The 14,833-nt window shown below is 73.6% G+C and carries 15 protein-coding genes; 5 read left to right on the forward strand and 10 right to left on the reverse strand.

Going from position 1 to position 14,833, the window contains the following annotated elements; genetic code table 11:
• Positions 1 to 122 precede the first annotated feature (122 nt).
• The 4 genes from ACZ4FH_RS19305 to ACZ4FH_RS19320 all read right to left on the reverse strand — a co-directional run bounded on the left by ACZ4FH_RS19305 (position 123) and on the right by ACZ4FH_RS19320 (position 3,767).
• Positions 123 to 1,319 carry a TetR/AcrR family transcriptional regulator gene (locus ACZ4FH_RS19305; RefSeq protein ID WP_467306068.1) on the reverse strand — a complete coding sequence of 399 codons (1,197 nt, stop codon included), beginning with the start codon at positions 1,317 to 1,319 and terminating at the stop codon, positions 123 to 125.
• Between the two features lie 120 nt (positions 1,320 to 1,439).
• On the reverse strand, positions 1,440 to 2,531 hold the full coding sequence (locus ACZ4FH_RS19310) for an NAD(P)-dependent alcohol dehydrogenase (RefSeq protein ID WP_467306069.1): 1,092 nt from the start codon (positions 2,529 to 2,531) through the stop codon (positions 1,440 to 1,442).
• On the reverse strand, positions 2,528 to 3,007 hold the full coding sequence (locus ACZ4FH_RS19315) for a DUF4334 domain-containing protein (protein ID WP_467306070.1): 480 nt from the start codon (positions 3,005 to 3,007) through the stop codon (positions 2,528 to 2,530). Before ACZ4FH_RS19315 ends, ACZ4FH_RS19310 begins: the two co-directional genes overlap by 4 nt.
• Positions 3,008 to 3,080: 73 nt before the next feature.
• Complete coding sequence (locus tag ACZ4FH_RS19320) at positions 3,081 to 3,767, reverse strand: TetR/AcrR family transcriptional regulator (protein WP_467306072.1); 687 nt, start codon at positions 3,765 to 3,767, stop codon at positions 3,081 to 3,083.
• A 284-nt stretch (positions 3,768 to 4,051) separates the two neighbouring features.
• On the opposite strand from ACZ4FH_RS19320, the gene ACZ4FH_RS19325 reads away from it, so the two are divergent.
• On the forward strand, positions 4,052 to 5,887 hold the full coding sequence (locus ACZ4FH_RS19325; RefSeq protein ID WP_467306073.1) for an AMP-dependent synthetase/ligase: 1,836 nt from the start codon (positions 4,052 to 4,054) through the stop codon (positions 5,885 to 5,887).
• A 69-nt stretch (positions 5,888 to 5,956) separates the two neighbouring features.
• Here the strand turns inward: ACZ4FH_RS19325 and ACZ4FH_RS19330 are convergent, their stop codons facing one another.
• Positions 5,957 to 7,096 (reverse strand): acyl-CoA dehydrogenase family protein, encoded by a 1,140-nt coding sequence (locus tag ACZ4FH_RS19330; RefSeq protein ID WP_467306075.1) that lies wholly within the window; start codon positions 7,094 to 7,096, stop codon positions 5,957 to 5,959.
• Positions 7,097 to 7,184: 88 nt separating this feature from the next.
• Between ACZ4FH_RS19330 and ACZ4FH_RS19335 the strand changes: the two genes are divergently transcribed.
• Positions 7,185 to 7,811 carry a TetR/AcrR family transcriptional regulator gene (locus ACZ4FH_RS19335; RefSeq protein WP_383633801.1) on the forward strand — a complete coding sequence of 209 codons (627 nt, stop codon included), beginning with the start codon at positions 7,185 to 7,187 and terminating at the stop codon, positions 7,809 to 7,811.
• Positions 7,812 to 7,919: 108 nt separating this feature from the next.
• Here the strand turns inward: ACZ4FH_RS19335 and ACZ4FH_RS19340 are convergent, their stop codons facing one another.
• Positions 7,920 to 9,425 carry an aldehyde dehydrogenase family protein gene (locus ACZ4FH_RS19340; RefSeq protein ID WP_467306076.1) on the reverse strand — a complete coding sequence of 502 codons (1,506 nt, stop codon included), beginning with the start codon at positions 9,423 to 9,425 and terminating at the stop codon, positions 7,920 to 7,922.
• A gap of 192 nt (positions 9,426 to 9,617) precedes the next feature.
• Positions 9,618 to 10,613 (reverse strand): MBL fold metallo-hydrolase, encoded by a 996-nt coding sequence (locus ACZ4FH_RS19345; RefSeq protein ID WP_467306077.1) that lies wholly within the window; start codon positions 10,611 to 10,613, stop codon positions 9,618 to 9,620.
• Positions 10,614 to 10,819: 206 nt separating this feature from the next.
• Between ACZ4FH_RS19345 and ACZ4FH_RS19350 the strand changes: the two genes are divergently transcribed.
• Positions 10,820 to 11,200, forward strand: a complete 381-nt coding sequence (locus ACZ4FH_RS19350; protein WP_467306078.1) for a hypothetical protein — start codon at positions 10,820 to 10,822, stop codon at positions 11,198 to 11,200.
• A gap of 86 nt (positions 11,201 to 11,286) precedes the next feature.
• On the opposite strand, the gene ACZ4FH_RS19355 is transcribed toward ACZ4FH_RS19350, so the two are convergent.
• Positions 11,287 to 12,012 carry a DUF2625 domain-containing protein gene (locus ACZ4FH_RS19355; RefSeq protein ID WP_467306079.1) on the reverse strand — a complete coding sequence of 242 codons (726 nt, stop codon included), beginning with the start codon at positions 12,010 to 12,012 and terminating at the stop codon, positions 11,287 to 11,289.
• 69 nt (positions 12,013 to 12,081) lie between these two features.
• Positions 12,082 to 12,972: an NmrA family NAD(P)-binding protein gene (locus ACZ4FH_RS19360; RefSeq protein WP_467306081.1), complete on the reverse strand. Its 891-nt coding sequence runs from the start codon at positions 12,970 to 12,972 to the stop codon at positions 12,082 to 12,084.
• A gap of 115 nt (positions 12,973 to 13,087) precedes the next feature.
• On the opposite strand from ACZ4FH_RS19360, the gene ACZ4FH_RS19365 reads away from it, so the two are divergent.
• On the forward strand, positions 13,088 to 13,840 hold the full coding sequence (locus ACZ4FH_RS19365; RefSeq protein ID WP_467306083.1) for a TetR/AcrR family transcriptional regulator: 753 nt from the start codon (positions 13,088 to 13,090) through the stop codon (positions 13,838 to 13,840).
• A 42-nt stretch (positions 13,841 to 13,882) separates the two neighbouring features.
• Here ACZ4FH_RS19365 and ACZ4FH_RS19370 read toward each other — a convergent pair whose 3' ends face one another.
• Complete coding sequence (locus tag ACZ4FH_RS19370; RefSeq protein ID WP_467306085.1) at positions 13,883 to 14,332, reverse strand: MarR family winged helix-turn-helix transcriptional regulator; 450 nt, start codon at positions 14,330 to 14,332, stop codon at positions 13,883 to 13,885.
• 70 nt (positions 14,333 to 14,402) lie between these two features.
• On the opposite strand from ACZ4FH_RS19370, the gene ACZ4FH_RS19375 reads away from it, so the two are divergent.
• The gene (locus ACZ4FH_RS19375; RefSeq protein ID WP_467306086.1) at positions 14,403 to 14,810 is read left to right on the forward strand and encodes a VOC family protein; all 408 of its coding nucleotides are present in this window, start codon (positions 14,403 to 14,405) and stop codon (positions 14,808 to 14,810) included.
• Positions 14,811 to 14,833 lie beyond the last annotated feature (23 nt).

Consider the following 14,833-nt stretch of genomic DNA (forward strand, 5'->3'; position numbering starts at 1 on the left):
CGCGCAAGCCCGAGGCCGGGGCATCCCGCCCGCCGCCCTCCCGGAGCCCGTCGCGAACCGGCCGGGCCCCGGGACGGCGACGCGGGGACGGCCGCCCGGCGGCCGGACGGCACGGCACCGGGTCACAGCCCCAGCGCGTCGACGACCAGGGCGGTCACGGTGCGCCGGTGCTCGGGCCGGTCCGCCCACCGCAGCCGCCGCCCGGCCTCGACGACCACCCCGAACCCGGCGTGCACCAGGACCCGGGCCTGGCGCGGGTCCAGTTCGGGGCGGGCGAGCCGCAACTGCTGCTCCCACACGGCGATGTGCTCCCGCTGCGCCAGCACCAGGGGCTGCCGCAGACCGTCCGGAAGGCCCGCCAGCTCGGCCTCGGCCACGCTGTTCAGCGCGGTGTGCTCGAAGCTGTAGGCGACGTACGTCCCGGCCAGGGCGGCGAGGGCGTCGTGCGGGCCCGTCACCTCGTGCAGGCTCTGCTCGACCCCCTGGGCCAGCAGCCCGGCCGCCTGGAGACAGGCCGCCGCCAGGATGTCGATCTTGCCCGGGTAGTGGCGGTACAGCGCGGACGGCGTGAGTCCCACCGCCCGCGCGATCTGCCCGTTCGTGACGCTCGCGAAGCCGTCGCGGGCGAACAGCGGCACCGACGCCGCCAGGATCTCCGCCCGTCGCGTCCGGGGCACCGGCAGCGCCGGCAGTCGCGGCGGGGGCGGCCCCGGCCGGTCCGCGGCCGACGCGCACGCGGCCACCCGCAGCGCGGAGGCCAGCAGCAACTCCTCGGCCCGTCGCTGCGCGATCGACGTGCGGTGCATCGTGATCGACGCGATCGCGCCGAGCGCCGCCACCGCCCGCAGCCGCCCGTCGGCGGGCGGATGCTCGCGCTGCACCCCGGCGTCGACGCGTCCGACCAGCCGGCCGAACTTCACCCCGAGCCGCCGGCGGTCCTCCCGGCTGAGATAACGGGCCTCCCACCGGTAGACACCGCCCGAGGCCCGATGGGCAACGGTGATCCGCGTGACCGCCGCCAGCACGTCCGTGAGCGGCGCCTCGGGGGCCACCCCGTCGAGCGCGACGACCAGCCCGTCCACCATGACATCGGCGCACTCCGCGAAGAGCGCGTACTTGTTGGGGAAGTGCCGGTACAGCGCGGCGGCCGTGATCCCCACCGCCGCCGCCACCTCCTCCATCGACGCGGTGTGGTACCCGCGCTCGCTGAACACCCGCCCGGCCGCCTCGATGATGAGCTGCCTGCGGTTGCGCGGACGCGTCGCCACGGTCCGTTCGGCGGTCGGGGCGGGACGGGCGGATCGGGAGGCGGAAGCCATGCGAATCAGTCAATCACACACGGTCAGACGGCCGGACCTCTCGGTACGGGACCCGCACCTGCACCGGTGAGCCGGGTGCTCCGGGCGCGGGACACCGGTCCCGCTCCGTGCGCCCGTACGTCAGTGGAACGTCAGCACCGCCTTGATCACCCGGCCCTCGCGCAGCGCCGCCACCGCCGCCTCGATCTCCTCGAACGGGAACGTCGTCACCAGCCGGTCGAGAGGGAAGCGCCCCCGCTCGTACAGCCCGACCAGTTCCGGGACGAAGCGCACCGGGTCCGCGTCCCCCTCGATCACGCCGTGGACGCGGACCCCCTTGGCGAGCAGGGACATCACGTCGAAGGCGACCTCGCCGCCGAGGCCGAGGAGGGCGAGGTCGCCGCGCGGGCGCAGGGCGGTGACGGCCAGACGGGCCATGCCGGGGCGGCCGGTCGTCTCCACGATGTGGTGCGCCCCGCCGCCGGTGGCCTCCCGGAGGGCCGCCGCCAGCCCGTCGCCGGGGGCGAGGGCCGTGGTGGCGCCGAGTTCGACGGCCAGGGTGCGACGGGCCTCGACCGGATCGACGGCGACCACCGGATCGCATCCGGCGGCGACGGCGGCCATGAGCGCGCTCAGCCCCACCCCGCCGGCCCCCAGCACGACGAGCGCCGAACCGGGTTCGGGGCGCAGGCGGTTGAGGACGGTCCCGGCCCCGGTCTGGGCGGCGCAGCCCAGCGGAGCGGCCACCTCCGCCGGCAGAGCGGCGGGCACCGCGACGACCCCGCGTTCGTGGACCAGGGCGTGCGTGGCGAAGCTGGACTGGCCGAAGAAGCCCGCGTGGAGCGGGGCGCCGCCGAGGGACAGGGGGCTCGTCCCGTCCGGCCGGCCTCCGGAGAAGTTCAGGAGCGGGGCCGCGTGGCAGTACGCCGGATGGCCCGCCGTACAGCTCTCACAGGTGCCGCAGCTGGCGAAGGAGAGGCAGACGTGGTCGCCGGGCGCCACGCGGGTCACCTCGGCCCCCACGGCCTCGACCACGCCGGCGCCCTCGTGCCCGAACACCATCGGGGTCAGCCGGCGCGGCCAGGTGTCCCGCATCGTCAGATCCGTGTGGCAGATGCCCGCCGCGCGCGTCCGCACCAGCACCTCGTGCGGCCGAGGGGCCTCGATCCGCGCCTCGCGCACGGTGAACGGGGCGCCCGGTGCCCCGGTGACCGCGGCGCGGACCCGTGTCACCCGTCCTCGCCGGCGCGGTCGAGGAAGAAGTAGTAGTACGGGCCCTCGGGCGGGACCCCCTTGGCGTTCATGATCCCCATCAGCGTCGTGCCGTCGACCCGTTTGAAGTGATCGAACACGGGCCGTCCGTCGTACACCATGGTGGCCGTCGACTCGCCCCGGAACTCGACCGTCCACAGACTGGCCTCGCCCTGCCCCAGCTCGACGTTCGAGTACAGCTCGCCCTCCGCGTTCCGGCACATCAGCGGTTTGGCGTCGTGCGCGGAGACGAACGTCTTGCCGTACCAGCCGGCCTCCTCCAGCATGCCGTCCAGCGGGTGGCCGGTGGGGAACTCGCCGCCCGACCAGGTGCCGAGGACGTCCTCGGGGCGGACGGTGTCCAGCACCGCCCAGATCGCGTCGAGTTCATCGGTGGGGACCGGGCCTTCGCTCGCGCGGAACTCCTGGAACCGGGCGCGTGCCTCGTCCACGTTCATGGGCAGGGGTGTCCTTTCGACTGGTCCGCCGTGACGGGCGGAGCGGGTGTACGGGTACGGGGGAGCGGCGGGATCAGGCGCCGGTCCGGGGGCGCGGCAGCGGACGGCCGGCGGCCAGGGGCTCGCCCAGGACCGCCCCGGGGTGGCCCACCGTGGCCAGGCCGAGCAGGACGTGCCGCTCGGCGACCTCCTCCGCGCCGAGCGGCCCGTCGGCACGGAACCAGTTGGCGACGCCCTGGCACATCACGAGGACGGAGCGCACGGCGTCGGCCGGGAACGGCGTGGTGAACACCCCCCGGGCGCGGCCCGCCTCGACCGTGTCCAGCAGCATGTGCTCCAGATAGTCGCGCAGGGCCACGTACCGCGCCCGGTTCTCCGGCTCCAGACTGCGGATCTCCGTGTCGAGGAAGGCCAGTTGCTGCCGGTGGGCCATGTACAGCACGATCGACTCGACCATGCCGCTGAACCGGGCCAGCGGATCGTCACCGGCCTCGGCGGAGGCGGCCCGGCAGCGGTCCAGGACGTCCCTGATCGACGTCTCCAGCAGGGTGGCGAGCAGCGCCTGCTTGTTCGCGTAGTGGTAGTAGAGCGCCGGGACCGTGACCCCCACCCGGGCGGCGATGTCCCGGACGGAAGTGCCGTGGTAGCCGTGCTCGTTGAAGGCCTCCATCGCGTGCGTCAGGATCGGGTGCAGCCCGAGGGGCCGGTAGGTGCGCCAGTGGTCCGGCGGCGGAGCGTCCTGACGGGGCTGGGTGTTCACGGCTCTCCTCGGAACGGATGGGACGGGACCGGGCAATCCACTCCTGAGCGATCGATCAGTCGAGGGCCCTGCCGGTGCGTGCCTCAGGGGGTTTCCCTCCTGCGGATTCGTGAAAACTAGTGTGGCACGGGGAGTTGACCGCTTGGAAGGTGTCCTTCTACGTTCTTTAGCGAACGCTCAGTAAAACGGTCCTGTCGCCAGGACCCGGGCCCGGATCCGGCCCCGACGCGGGCCCCCGCCCCTCCCTCTCCGACGTGTCCCTTCCGGCCCGCAAGGAGGCCCCGATGACCTCGGCACCCCGCACCACCGGCGAGCTGCCCGACGCCCCGGCACACCGCACCCTCCCGGAACTGCTGGCCCGCAACGCCCGGGAGCACCCCGCCCTTCCGGCCCTGTCCTGGCAGTCCGCCGGACCGGACGGCGACTGGACGACGCTCGACTGGGCGGAGGTCCACGCCCGCACCCGGCGGCTCGCCTCGGGCTTCCGCTCCCTGGGCGTCGCCCGCGGCGACCACGTCCTGCTCATGATGTCCAACCGTGCCGAGCACTGGCTGGCCGATCTGGCCCTCGTCCGCCTCGGAGCCGTGCCGGTCAGTGTCTACGGCACCGCCGCCCCCGAACAGATCAGCCACATCGCGCACAACTGCGGGGCCCGGCTGGCCGTGGTGGAAGGGGCCGCCCAGGTGGCCGTCTGGGAGCCGCTGGTGGCCGACCCCGGCATCCCGCTGGAGCGCCTGGTGGTGGCCGAGGCGGGGGAGGAGGGCGGCCATCTCCCGTTCGCGGCTCTGCTCGACGCGCCGACCGGGGAGGGGGACGCGGACGGGGAACTGGACACCGCCCGCCCCGAGGACCCCCTCACCGTCGTCTACACCTCCGGGACCAGCGGTGAACCCAAGGGGGTCGTGCTGACCCACGCCCAGGTGATGGCCAACGCCCTCGCCCTGGACGCCGTCGTCGAACTCCCCCCGCATGTCGAGCACATCTGCTACCTGCCCTTCGCGCACATCGCCGAGCGCATGCTGGGCATCTACCTGCCCTGCCACCGCGCCTCGCACGTCTACCTCTGCCCCGATCCGGCCGGCGTCGCCGCCGTGGTGCGCAAGGTGCGCCCCGCGCAGTTCTTCGGCGTGCCGAGGATCTGGGAGAAGCTCTCCGCGGGGGTGCGGGGGATCCTCTCCCTGATGCCCGCCGAGAAGCGCGCCGTCATCGACGACGCCTTCGAGACCGCCAGGGAGCACGTCGCCTGCCGGGAACGGGGCGAGGAGCCGCCCGCCGGACTGGAGAAGCGGTACGCCCGGGCCCGTGAGGAGGTGCTGCTGCCCATGCTGGCCGCGGGCGGCCTGGACCGGGTGACCTGGTCGGCGAGCGCCTCGGCGCCCATGTCGGCCGATGTGGTGCGGTTCTGGGCCGGGTTCGGCATCGTCATCATGGACGCCTGGGGGCTCACCGAGACCACCGGAGTCGCCACCAGCAACAGCCCGAAGGGCGGCTTCCGCCTCGGTTCGGTGGGCCGTCCGGTCGAGTCCGTCGAGGTACGCGTCGCGGACGACGGGGAGATCATGGTCCGGGGCTCCTCCGTCTTCTCCGGCTACCTCCAGCCCGACGGGTCGACGCGGTCCGCCCTGGACGAGGACGGCTGGCTCGCCACCGGCGACATCGGGCGCCTGGACGAGGACGGCTACCTCTGGCTCACCGACCGCAAGAAGGAGATGATCATCACCTCCACCGGCAAGAACGTCTCGCCGGCGCTGGTGGAGAACGCCCTCAAGGAACACCCGCTCATCGGCCAGGCCATGGTGCACGGCGACCACCACTCCTACCTGGTCGCCCTGCTGGTCCTGGACGCCGAGGCCGTCCCCGCCTGGGCCGCCGCCCACGGCGTGGAGACCACGGGGGACCTGTCCGCGCTCGTCGAGCACCCCGAGGTCCTGGCCGAGGTGGACCGTGCGGTCGCCGCCGCCAACTCCCGGCTCAACCGCACCGAGCAGGTCAAGCGCTACGAACTGCTCGCCCGCGAATGGGGCCCGGTCACGGGCGAGCTGACACCGTCGCTCAAGATGCGGCGCCGCGTCATCCGCGAGATGTACGCGGACCGGCTGACCCGGCTCTACGAGAACTGACCGGCACCGCGCGGAACACCGTGTGCGGCGCGGCGGGACCGGATTCCCGGCCCCGCCGCGCCGCCGGTCTCAGAGGCCGTAGGTCTTCCCGATGACGTCCCGCTGGATCTCGCTGGTGCCGCCGTACACCGTGGAGACCACCGCCGCCCGCAGATGGCGCTCCATGTCGAACTCCGTGGTGTAGCCGTAGCCGCCCATCATCTGCATCCCTTCCAGGGCGGCCCGCTTGGCGACCTCCGTGGCCTTCAGCTTGGCCATCGAGGCTTCGCGCGGGAACAGCTTCTCCGGCTGCGCGTCGCAGTCCGAGGCGATCTCGCGGACCAGCAGCCGGGTGCACTCGATCTCCGTGGCCAGATCGGCGACCCGGTGCCGCAGGGCCTGGAACGAGCCGACGGGGCGCCCGAACTGCTCGCGCTCGCGTATGTACGCCACGGTGTCGTCGAAGGCGCGGCGGGCCAGCCCCAGCATGTTCGCGGCGAGGAACAGCCGCTCGTGGTTGAGCCCGGCCATCAGCTGCCGCCAGCCGTTGTCCACCTCCCCGACCACGGCGTCCGCCGGCAGCCGGACCTCCGTCAGGAAGACGTCGTTGACCTCCCGGCCGCCCATCGTGTCGATGCGCCGCACCTCGACCCCCGGCGTCCCGGCCGGCAGATGGAACATCGTCAGCCCGCCGTGCTTGTCCTCGCCCGTCCGTGCCACCAGCAGGATGTGCCGGGCGCAGTGCGCGTTGGAGATCCAGGTCTTCTGACCGTCGATCACCCACCCGCCGTCCGCCTCCCGCCGCGCCCGGCAGCGCAGGGCGCCCACGTCCGAACCGGCCTCCGGCTCCGACATGGCGATGGACAGCACGTCCCCGCGCACGGCCCCGGACAGCACCTCCCGACGCTGCGGCTCGCTGCCGAACCGCTCGTACGCCTTCGCGGCGATGACGGTGGTGATGAACCCCCCGGCCGGGACCATCCCGTACGAGGTCTCCTCCAGAAACAGGCAGGCGTCGGCGAGCCCGCCGCCCGCACCTCCGTACTCCTCCGGCAGGCACACCCCGAGCCAGCCCAGGGCGGCGAGCCGTCCGTACAGCCCGGGGTGGTGGGCCTCGCGGCCGCCCAAGGTCAGCGCGTCGCGCTGCTCCCGGGTGCCGCACTCCCGTTTGGCGAAATCGCGGACGGCCGCGACGAAACCTGCCTGCTCCTCGGTGAGGCGACTACCCATCAGATCCTCCGGACGTCGACGGTGTTACTAAGTGATGCTAATCGTTTCACCGTATCTGCGAGAGGTGTTCGCCGGTATCGTGAGCGCCATGAGAACGGACACGAACGACTCGGCGCTCACCCGGGCCATCGCCGAGGCGGAGACGGAGGACCCGACGGCGCGGCGGATCCTGGACGCCGCGCTGGAGCAGTTCACCCTGCTGGGACTGCGCCGGTCCTCCGTGGACGACGTCGCCAAGCGGGCCGGGGTCTCCCGGGTCACCGTCTTCCGGCGCTTCCAGACCAAGGACAAGCTGGTCATGGCCACGCTGCTGCGCGAGCACCGCAGGTTCTTCCAGGAGCTGGACGCGGCCGTCGCGGCGCTGCCGACCATGGAGGAGCGGGTGACCGAGGGCTTCGTCGTCGCCCTCCGGTACACCCGCGCCCACCCGCTGTTCGGCGGACTGCTGCGTCTCGAACCCGAGGTCGTGCTCCCCTATATGACCGTGCGGGGCGGCTCCACGCTCTCGGCCACCGTCGCCTATCTGACGGCCCATCTGCGCCGGGCCCAGCAGGCGGAGGGCCGCCCGGACGGCGATCCCGGGCCGGTCGCCGAACTGATGGTGCGCGTCGCCGTGTCGTTCCTCCTCAATCCGGCCAGCTGCATCGAGATGGAGGACGAGGACCAGGCCCGCGACTTCGCCCGCCGCTACCTGGCCCCGCTGCTGACGGCGTGACCGCCGGAGCCGGCTCCCGCGGCGGGGCGGCCGGACCTCCGCCCCGCCCGCGCGGCCGCTGCTCCGACCCAGGCTCCGGCCCCGCGCGGCCCGGAGCGGTCCGTGCGCTCAGCGGCGGCGGTGCAGCGACCGGGCCATGCGCACGGCACGCTCCCGGGTGGCGGCCGGCACCTCGAAGGAGGTCAGGGCGAGCGGCGGGGTGAACCGCTGCACGGTGGTCGACTGCACCGCCGTGAAGGCGCGCAGCCCCTCCTCGCCGTGGATCCGCCCGAAACCGGAGTCCTGCGACCCGCCGAACGGCAGCGCGGGCACCGCGGCGAACCCCAGCACCGAGTTGACCGACACCGCCCCCGCCCGCAGCCGCGCGGCGATGGCCGCCCCGCCGCGCCCGCCGCGGCAGAACACCGCCGCCCCCAGGGCGTACCGCGAGGCGTTGGCACGCTCCACCGCCTCGTCCACGTCGGCCACCGCGTTGATCGCCACGACCGGCCCGAAGGTCTCCTCCGTCATCGCCGCCGCGTCCTCCGGCACCCCGGTCAGCACCACCGGGGCGACATACGGGGCGCTGACCGACTCCGGCCCGCCCAGCAGCGCCCGCGCCCCCGCGGACACCGCACCGCTCACATGCCGTTCGACCACCCCGACCTGCCCGGCGAGCGTCATCGGCCCGTACGCGGAGTCCGCGGCGGCCCCCGGGCGCAGCGCCGACGCCCGCGCGACGACGCGCTCGCACAGCTCCGCGTGGATCTCGCGCACCGCGTACACCCGCTCCACCCCCGCGCAGGTCTGCCCCGCGTTGCTCAGGGCGCCCCAGACGATGGCGTCGGCCGCGGCGGACAGATCCGCGTCGGCCGTGACGATGACGGCGTCCTTCCCGCCGCACTCCGCGAGGAACGGCGTCAGCGTCTCCGCGCAGACCGCCATGACCTTCCGGGCCGTTCCCGGCGAACCGGTGAAGGCCAGCTTGTCGACCCCGGAGCGGGTCAGCGCGTCCCCGGTGGAGGCCGGTCCGGTGACGGTGGTGAGCAGTCCGGCGTGGTCGGGGACGGCCGCGTCGAACAGCTCGGCCAGGAGGACACCGGTGCCCGGCGTCAGCTCGGACGGCTTGAAGACCACGGCGTTGCCGGCCGCGAGGGCGTACCCGATCGAACCCATCGGCGTGTACAGCGGATAGTTCCACGGCCCGATCACCCCGACGACCCCCAGCGGCCGGTGGACGAGCGAGGCCCGCTGGTGGACCGTGAACAGCCCCGTGCCCACCTTCCGCCGGCGCAGCACCCGATGCGCGTTGCGCGCGGCCCACGCCAGGTGCTCCAGGGTGAGGACGACCTCCAGCGCCGCGTCGCCCACCGGCTTCCCGGTCTCCTCGGAGATCGTCCGCGCCACGGTGTCCAGATCGGTCGCGAGCGCCTTCTTCCACCGCAGCAGATGCTCCTTGCGCCGGGCCGGCGGCAGCGCCCCCCACGCCGTCTGGAGCGCCCGGCCCCGGGCGGTGGCCGCGGCGACCTCCTCGGCCCCCGTCACCGGATGCTCGGCGAGCGGTTCGCCGGTCGCGGGGGAGCGGGTGGTGAAGACCGGCGCGGAGGACGGGACGGCTGGGGTGGTCTCGGTCATCGGGGTCTCCTGATGAGGGCGTGGGACGGTCCGCCATGAGTCGAAGATACTGAAAGTATTGAAGTGTTTCATCGAGCGTCAATACTTCCGACACGATGGAGGTGCGCTGAGACGTGGATGCACGGCCGCCCCACCGGCACGACCGGCACGCGGAGTTGACGAACAGTCAGGTCGATCCGGCCCCGCCCGGGATCAGGAAGCCCAGGGGTCGCTGCGGCGGCCCAGCACGGGAAGGGCGAGCGAGACGCCCGTGCGTGCGGCGGTGCGGGTGAGGAAGTCCATCGTGGCCGGGAAGTCGTCGAGGAAGGCGCGGAAGGGCTTCAGGGGCCGGTCGAGCGGGCGGAAGAAGTCGTCCCAGTGCACCGGCACGACGCGCCGCGCGCCCGTGGCCGTCACCAGCCGGTCCCAGTACGCCTCCCGGAACGCCTCGTCCTGCTTGCCGAGCGCCCCGACCCCCAGATACACCGTCTCGGCCACGTACCCGTCGAGAGCACCGGGAACACTGTGCGCGCTGGCATGCACCAGGAGTTCCCGGCCGTCGTGCCGCACATGCAGCGAATAGCACGCCCCGGTCCGGTAGTCCGTGGCCCGCACCGGGAGGCGCAGCGGCCGTTCGATCTCCCCGGGCGCGATGTCCCCCGGACTGTGCCGCGCCGGCAGTGCGGTGAGCGTGAAGCGTCCGATCGTGAACGGCTCGCCCACCACGACCTGTTGGAACCGCTCGTCCGGAAATCCCTGGCCGAGGGCGATGTTACGGGTGGAGGCCGAGCCGATCAGCCGGGCCCCGGTCACCGCCGCCACGGTGGGGGAGTCCAGCGCGTGGTCGTAGTGCGAGTGCACGACGAACACGGCGTCCAGCGCCTCGGTCCCCGCCCGGCGCAGCCCGTCCTCGATCCGCCGCCGGTCCGGCCGCAGCCGCCCGAACCGCATGCGCAGCAGGCCCGGACGGCTGAAGAACCCATCGGTCAGGACCGCCGTCTCCCCGTCGTGGAACAGCAGCGTCGACACCCCGAGGAACACACAGCGCAGCGCCCCGGGCCGGTCCGGCGCGCCCGCCTCGCACCACTGCGCCCACGGCTCCAGACGCGGCGCCCGCAGCCCGCGCAGCACCTCCGCCACCCCGGGAACACCGCTCCCGGCCCCGCCCTTCACGCGCGGAACCCCCTGCCTGTGCTCCTGCTCTCGCATGGCGCCCAGTGTCGCCGACGCCCGACGACGCTGTCAGCCCGTACGGAGGGGCCGCATGCCGCGGCACCCGCTCCTTGTTGGCCGGCGTTCCGCGACGGTCCGGCTTCCACCGCCTGGGACTCGGCCACTCGACCGCCGACCCCGCCTTCTGCCGCGAGCGCCCTCGCTCCCGGCCCGAAGCCTCCCCACTGTGCTAGACAGTCCCCGTGGCGGCATACATCGCGTTCTCCGAGACCTCCGCGCCCTCCTGGAGACTGACCGCGGACCTCACGACCTCCGCCCTCACGGACGCCGTGGGCGCATCCCGCGTCACGGTCGGGCCACCTCCCCGGACCGGGGACGACCCCGCCACCTGGACCGTCCGGACGGACGGCGAGCCCGGTGACGTCTGCCTCCCCACAGTCGGCACGGGCATCCGCATGGATGTTCCCTTGGAGACCTCCGCCCGCATCACCGCAGCCCTCCGCCGTCTGATGCCGGACGCGGCGGACCTCGTGTTCTGCGATCAGGGCTACTACTTTCATGTGCCCGTACCCCCCGGCGTCACCGCCGAGGAACTACTGGCCGCGGTGGACGAGGCGGAGTAGAGCACGGGGGCCCGCGCCGAGGCGGCGGACGCCGAGTTCCGACGAACCCCTCGGTCGACAGCATGCTCGGGCCGTGCCCGGAGGGGTCAGACCTCGCCGAGGAAACCCGGGTCCAGCGGCCCGGCTTGACGGGCGAAATCCGCCGCGACTCCGATGACTTCGCGCATGGGGACGGGGCGCCGGCTCGTACCGGCCAGGTCGTCGTGGGCCTCCTTGGTCCAGAGGAACGGGAAGACGGTGATGCCCTGGTCCGGGTCCAGGGCGGCTGCCTCCTCGCGCCACGTGGGCCAGCGCAGTTCCTCGTAGAAGCCGTCCAGACGGCCGGAGAGCATCCAGCGGATCCAGTCCGAGTGGCCCATGTCCAGGGCTTCCCAGGCGAGGGTGTCGGGCGCGAAGTACGTCATCTGCCCGGGTGCGCCGGGACGGCCGGCCGCCGAGGGGTTGCCGCCGTTCAGCGCGAAGACGCCACCGACGACGTCGTGGCCGACGATCAGACCGGCGGGCGGGAACCAGGCCGAGGTGGGGACGGAGGGGAACCGGTTGACCCGGGCCAGGCTCGGCAGCCCGCCGTCCCCGGGCGAGCCGCCGCCGAACACGCGGACCCAGCCGTCGTCCAGGAGCAGCCCGCCCGTGTGCCACGCCAGGGAACCCAGGGTCGAACGCGTCGTGACCTGCATCTGGAGGAGCGAGCGGCGAGCCTCCTCCGGAGCGGGCGGGAGGACGCGGACGGGTTCCGGACCCACCGCGATCATCTCCCGGAGCTCGGGCCACGCCGGATCGTCCACACAGGTCAGCTCGTCGATGTCACGCATCCGTGGATGATCGCACCGGGGACCGGCACCCGGGGCACCGGGCCTGCGCCCACCGCCCCGTGGAGGTGGTCAGCGGGCCCGCTCGCGCAGCAGGGCCGCGCCCGACTCGGCCAGCCAGTCGGTGAAGGTGCGCAGCCCCGGATGGATGACGCGCAGGGCCTCGATGTCGGCGTGCCAGCGGCGGCCGGCCGCCCAGGCGTCGTGGACGCGGCCGATCTCGGGGGCGAGTGCGGCGGCCTCCGCGCGGGTGAACTGCTCGTAGCGGAGGGGGATACCGGTGGCGGCGGTGATCGCGGCCACCGTGTCGAGCGGGGTCGGGGCGTCACCGGCCAGTTCGAGGGTGCGGCCGGCGAACCGCTCGGGCCGGTCGAAGGCGAGGGCGGCGAACTCGGCGATGTCCTCGACGGCGATGAGCTGGACGGGCTCGTCGGGCGGGAAGATGTGCCGGTGCACACCGCCGGCGACCCCGTCGAGGCCGGGGACGGTCGCTTCGAGGAAGTTGGACATGAAGCGCACCGGGCGCAGCACGGTGACCGTCGGGATCCGCTCGTGCAGATACTCCTCGATGCGCCGCTTGCCGTCGCCGCCACCCGGGCGGCCCGGAACGGACGCGATTCCGGTGAAGACGACCTGGCCGACGCCCGCCGCGGCAGCGGCGTCCGCGAGCGCCCGGCCACGGGCGAACTCCCGCTCCGTGTCCGTGCCGCCCGGTCCGAACGCGACGGGCGGCACGGCGAAGAGCGCGTCCGCGCCGCGCAGCGCCGCGGCGAGACCGGAGGGTTCGTCGAAATCGCCGACGACGAGTTCGGCCCCGGCCCTCTTCAACTCCCCGGCGGCCGGGGCGGCCGCGTCACGGACGAGCGCGCGCACCCGCCTCCCGTCGGCCAGCAGCCTGCGCGCGGTGGCCCCTCCCTGACGGCCCGTCGCACCGGTCACCACGATCGTGCGGTCCTTGCTCATGACGTACTCCTCCTTCGTCGCGCACCCGGCCGGAACATGACGAACGGGGTGAGGGACCGGGTGCGATGTGGAATGCTGGACCCGGTTGAGCCGGACGGGCAAGGGATTACGTGACATGACCGCTACGCACCCGGACGGCGGCCGCACCGATGCCCGGCGCAACCGGGCCAGGGTGCTCGCCGCCGCGGTCCAGGCCTTCGACGCACACGGACCGGATGTCTCGCTGAGCGTCATCGCGCGCCGGGCGGGCGTCGGCGCGGGGACCGTGTACCGGCACTTCCCCGGCAAGGAGATCCTGCTGGAGGCCGTACTCGTCCAGCAGATCGACGGCCGTGTCGAATCGGCCCGCAGATGGGCGGCGCGCACCGACCCCGTCACGGCGTTCTTCGGATTCCTCGTGGAGATGGTCGATCTGTCGTACGGACGCAGCCATGTCTGCGACGCCCTGACCACGGAGACGAGCTGGCCGCGCCCGGGTCTCGCCGCGTCCGCCTTCCGGTTCCGGCAGGCGCTAGGCGACCTGCTCCGCGCCGCCCAGCGCGAGGGCGGGGTGCGGGTCGACGTCGGGCCGGAGGACGTGGCCGCGCTGGTGATCGGCTGCGCCGCGACCCGGGCCGCCCACCCCGACCCGGAGGGAGGGCTGCGGATGGTGCGGATGACCCTGGACGGGTTGCGCAACACCGCCTCCGTCACGAAAGGCGCCTCTTTCCGTGACGTTCCGGGGCTGCCCCGCTCGCCCTCCGCCCCCGCCTGCGCGGAGTGCGGCACCCGCCTCCCCGAGCGCTCCGTCGGCCGCCCCGCCCGCTACTGCGGTGCGACCTGCCGCCAGCGGGCCCGACGCCGTCGACTGGCCGGCCCGGACGCATGAGTTGGTCGGGCGTCTGAACCGGCCCGACCCGCATAGCGGTTCCTAACGTGCGGCGTGCACGCGCAGCAGCAGGGCGTGGAGTTGAGTGCGCTCGTCCGTCGTGAGCGGGGCGAGCAGCGCGTCCTGCACCTCCTCCGCCTCGGAGGTGAGAGCGGCCAGGGCCGCGCGGCCCTCCGCGGTCACGGTGACCAGGACGCGGCGGCGGTCGGTGCTGTCGCGGTCGCGGGTGAGGTAGCCCAGATCGGCCAGCTCGTCGAGGACCTTGGTCATGTCGCTGACGTGGATGGCCAGGCGTGCGGCCAGATCACGCTGGACGTGGGGCCCGAAGTCCGCCAGCGCGGCCAGCGCGGCCATGTGCCACAGGCGCAGGTTCTCGGCGGCGAGGTGGTCGGCCAGCCGCCCGCGCGCGTCCTTGCCGACCTTGGAGAGGAGGTAGGTCGTGAGGGCGGTGAGCGTGGGAGGGGCGGCGGAAGGAGGAGGCGTGGTGGACATGAGGCAATGATAGGTTCTCGCCTATCATTAGTGCACACCTATCATTCAGCTCTCATGGGGGACTTGTTCCATGGACGTGATGCACCCTCGGCTCCTCGTATCCCGGTTCGGCGACTGCTTCCGCTTCTACGACGCGGTGCTGCCCGCACTGATCGGCGCCCGTCTCACGCGCGGTGACGAGCAGGGCCCTTACGCGAGTTGGGACGTCGACGACCAGGGCGTCGTGATGCTCTTCGACCGCGCGGCGATGGCCGCGGAGGTGGCCGGGACCGCCGCGGCACCCGAACCGCGACCCGCGCAGGACGCCGCCATGCTGGTCAGCAGGGTCCCGGACGTCGCGGCCGCCCACGCGCTGTGCCTGGCCCACGGCGCGCGGGACGTCGCGGGTCCGGCCGACCGGCCCGCCTGGGGGCCGACGTGCCGCACCGCCCATGTGCGGGACCCGGAGGGGAACCTGCTGGAGTTCCAGTCCTACTGAGACCGGCGCCCGCCTCCGGCCCC

The organism is Streptomyces sp. NPDC024555 (assembly GCF_055559335.1).